Source organism: Candidatus Protofrankia californiensis, assembly GCF_900634765.1.
GTDB lineage: Bacteria > Actinomycetota > Actinomycetes > Frankiales > Frankiaceae > Protofrankia > Protofrankia californiensis.
Genome location: NZ_CAAAFT010000089.1, coordinates 1 through 3,390, shown reverse-complemented (window position 1 = coordinate 3,390; position 3,390 = coordinate 1). Strand labels below are relative to the sequence as shown.

Genomic DNA, 3,390 nt, shown 5'->3' with positions numbered 1-3,390 from the left:
CCCCGCGTGAGGAGAAAACCAGCCCGAAGCGATCGAGGTAGTAAGCCCACGCCTTCAGCAGGGCGAGCAGGCCCAGCAGGACGGATATGTGCGCCTTCGCCGCCGACACCACCCGTTCGCCCTGGGTCTGCAGCCGTATACCGCCGAACAGGTAGTGCGTCACCAGTGTTATCAGCAACGACAGCACCACGGTGGTCAACAGAAAGCCGAGCAGGAAGCGCTGGAACGGATAGGTGAATGCGTAGTAACTGATGTCACGGTGGAACTGGGCGTCTCGTTGCCCGAAGGACTCGCCGTTGCGCCACAACAGCCAGGTCCGCCACCGACCGGATGCCGAGATACCCGCTACGATGCCGAACAGGATCGAGACCGCGAGCAGGATCGGGACCATGTACGGTTCGATGGCGACCCGGTAGCGCTCGAGATTCTGCTGTTCGAGGGAGAGCGGACGGACCGGTGGTCGCAGCTTGTACGCGAGCGCCAGGTTGGTGCCCACCGCGGCAGCCATCAGCGCACCGAAGACGACGAAGAGCAGTATCCGCGTTGACAGGGCGGTGTTGAAGACCTTGCCGAAGCCGACCGACCGGAAGAAGAGCAGGTCGGTGTAGACCCGCGTGAAGACGCCGAGTAGAACGATCAGAACAATGACCACGACCAGAGTGGGGACGAGGATGCGGGTACGCACCACCAGTGGTCTGCGGGCTGCTGCCACTCGCTCCTCCTTGTGTCGGGGGCACACGACCGGGTTGTCCACCTGGGAGGCAACCTACGCCAGTGCCCGACTGGCACCATCGGAGAGGATGGGCTAGTGAGCAGCCCCGACATCAGTGAGTTGACTTCCGTCGTGCTGGAGGTCGAGCGGCACGTGGCCGATCTGGGCTGGGACCAGCCCAGTCAGGTCTACGCGCTGGCGGACACGTCCGAGCTTGTCGCCCGTGAGCCGACCCTGGCCTCGCACATCGGCGAGGTCGTCCCCGGTTCACTCACTCCGGTCGAGCAGGAGCCCCTGCCCGCCGGACGCCTTGACGAGGTGCTGGCCGGCATCGGCTGGCCTCCGGAGGTCCTCGGCTGCGTCCTGGTCACCGAACTCGTCGTGCTGCCCCCGAGCGCCGAACAGGAAGCTCCCTACGAAGAGGTGGACATCGAGATCTGGGCGGCCAACCATCCCGAACGCCAGGACGTGCGGTTGGCGGTCGGGGTGACCCGCGACGGGCAGCATGCGTCCTGCCTGCGGGTACGCGGGGAGGAGGAGCTCGTGGTCGATCCGGACCTTGCCGACGGCCTCGTGGACGGCCTGCTCGCAACCTTTCACTAGTGACCGGGGACCTGGGCTCACCAGCGACCGGGAGCGAGAAAAACATGATCGCGCCGTCTTTGTCCCAGGCCAGCACTTCCGCTGACGGATCGGCCTCCGGCGCTGGACGCCGGAGGCCGATCGGAGGACCACCGTGGGAGGGCAGCTGCCCGGTTCTCAGCAGCTGAGGACGTCCGCCTGCGGATTGCCGGCGAGAGCGTTCAGATCGCTGATAGCACCCTTCAACGTTTCGACCCGGACGAGCCGGAGACCGGCCGGCGCGGACTCCCGGGCGTCCGCGCAGTTCGCAGCCGGTACGAGGAAGGCCACGGCACCGGCTTGGCGGGCGCCGAGGAGCTTTTGCTGGATGCCTCCGATCGGCCCGATCGTACCGCTGGCGTCGATGGTGCCGGTGCCCGCGATCGTCCGGCCGCCGGTGAGCTGCTCGGGCCCGAGGAGGTCGACTATGCCGAGAGCGAACATCAGCCCGGCGCTCGGTCCGCCCACGTCCTTGATTCTGATCTTCACCGTGAACGGGTAGCTGCGCTTCTCGGTGGTGATGATCCCAATAGCCGGCCGACCCGCGTCACCCGGCGCGGGCACCGTCGTGATGGAGGTCTGCGCGGGCGCGCCGCTGTCACGAACGTAGGAGATGGCCACCGGCTGCCCGGGGCGGACGCGCGCTATCGCGTCCCGCAGCTGCTCCTGCGTGGAGACGCCGGTGCCGTCCACGGATACGATCACGTCACCCGGCAGCAGCTTGCCCTCGGCGGGTGAGTGCTCACCGAGTTGATGGACGGCCACGGACGTTCCGGTTGCGGCGACACCGATCTCACCGAGAGCCGCGGCGGTCGCCTGATCCTGCGAATCGATCATCGCCGCGGTGTTCTCCTGGCGGATCTCCTCATCGCTGGTGCCCGGTGGCTGTACCAGTTCCCGGGGCACCACGGCCTGGTCGCTGTCGAGCCAGCCACGGACCGCGCCGAGCACGTTCAGCCGGGGAACCTCCTCGACCGTTGTCAGCTCAAGCTTCCCCGAGGTCGGATAGGTCTGCCGGCCATCAATTTCGATCAGCGGCTTACCGTCAGGACGCCCGAGCGTATCGGTTACCGGCCCGGGTGACAGCAGCACGAACGGCACCGGTAGCCACAGACCCACGACCACGAGCAGCAATGACAAAGTGGACGCAACAATGAGTGTCTGGATACGCCGCGTCATGTTCGCAGTCTAGCGGGCTGAAAAACGCGCGATCATGACCCTGTTCCGCGCGGTTTCACGCGCGCGCAGGCCCGAGAAACTACCCCGCACGAGGGATCCACAGCGGGCAGAAGCTACGGCGCGTCCGGTGGTCGCGGGTCCAGTAGCCGGGTGCCAGCACGGACCGCCCCGTTTCGATCATGAGCGGACGGATCACGCGACGAGTGCAACGGCCGCGCGAGAGCGGCCATGCTACGCCGGTAACCCTCGACGGTGATCAACGCTTCGGGTCGGCGTTCAGGACGCGAACGCAGGACGAACCAGACAAGAGTCATCAGGACGGCGATCGGCGGAATAAGCAGGAACCACATGGCGGCCTCGGCGTCAAGATGGGGAAGGGGGAGGCGACCCTCATGATAAGGCCACGTTCAGCACGCGCCCACCCACTCCGACGAACCGTCCAGAAAGACCTGCCGCTTCCAGATCGGTACCTGGGCCTTGACTTCGTCGATCAGCTGACGACACGCCGCGAATGCCTCGTCGCGGTGCGCGGCGCCCACCGCGACGACAACGGCGATGTCACCGACGTCGAGCGGACCCGTCCGGTGGGTGACGGCCACGGCCAGCACCGGGTGCGCGTCGGCTACGCCGGCTGCCACCCGTCCCATCTCGGCGCCGGCACTCGGGTGGGCCGTGTACTCCAGTTCGGTGACTCCACGCCCGCCGTCGTGGTCACGCACCGTGCCCACAAAAAGCGCGACTCCGCCCACGTCCGGCCTGTGAACGGCTCGCAGGCACTCGTCGACCGACAGCTCCTCCTTACGGACCGCCGCGAGGACGACCCGTCCGGCACCCGGCCGTACCGCGCCCGGCCGTCCGGCCGCTTCGCGGTCAACGGC

The 3,390-nt window shown here is 67.1% G+C and carries 5 protein-coding genes; 1 reads left to right on the top strand and 4 read right to left on the bottom strand.

Annotated features, from left to right (window positions below; all coding sequences use genetic code 11):
- Window positions 1–712: UPF0182 family protein (locus tag DD1DGNOD_RS05305; protein WP_165036442.1), on the bottom strand; the 712-nt coding region annotated here is incomplete at its 3' end.
- A gap of 96 nt (window positions 713–808) precedes the next feature.
- On the opposite strand from DD1DGNOD_RS05305, the gene DD1DGNOD_RS05300 reads away from it, so the two are divergent.
- Window positions 809–1,315, top strand: coding sequence for a PPA1309 family protein (locus DD1DGNOD_RS05300; RefSeq protein WP_131765530.1), 507 nt, complete (start codon window positions 809–811; stop codon window positions 1,313–1,315).
- A 156-nt stretch (window positions 1,316–1,471) separates the two neighbouring features.
- On the opposite strand, the gene DD1DGNOD_RS05295 is transcribed toward DD1DGNOD_RS05300, so the two are convergent.
- From DD1DGNOD_RS05295 to DD1DGNOD_RS05285, 3 genes are all read right to left on the bottom strand, one after another.
- Window positions 1,472–2,512, bottom strand: coding sequence for a YlbL family protein (locus DD1DGNOD_RS05295; protein ID WP_131769579.1), 1,041 nt, complete (start codon window positions 2,510–2,512; stop codon window positions 1,472–1,474).
- A gap of 113 nt (window positions 2,513–2,625) precedes the next feature.
- Window positions 2,626–2,862, bottom strand: coding sequence for a hypothetical protein (locus tag DD1DGNOD_RS05290; protein ID WP_131769578.1), 237 nt, complete (start codon window positions 2,860–2,862; stop codon window positions 2,626–2,628).
- A gap of 57 nt (window positions 2,863–2,919) precedes the next feature.
- On the bottom strand, window positions 2,920–3,390 hold a 471-nt coding region (locus tag DD1DGNOD_RS05285; protein WP_241255479.1), incomplete at its 5' end, for a molybdenum cofactor biosynthesis protein MoaE.

Bases quoted from the DNA above. Each gene is read 5' to 3' on its own strand.
- DD1DGNOD_RS05295 (WP_131769579.1), bottom strand. From the start codon at position 2,512: ATGACGCGGCGTATCCAGACACTCATTGTTGCGTCCACTTTGTCATTG.
- DD1DGNOD_RS05290 (WP_131769578.1), bottom strand. From the start codon at position 2,862: ATGTGGTTCCTGCTTATTCCGCCGATCGCCGTCCTGATGACTCTTGTC.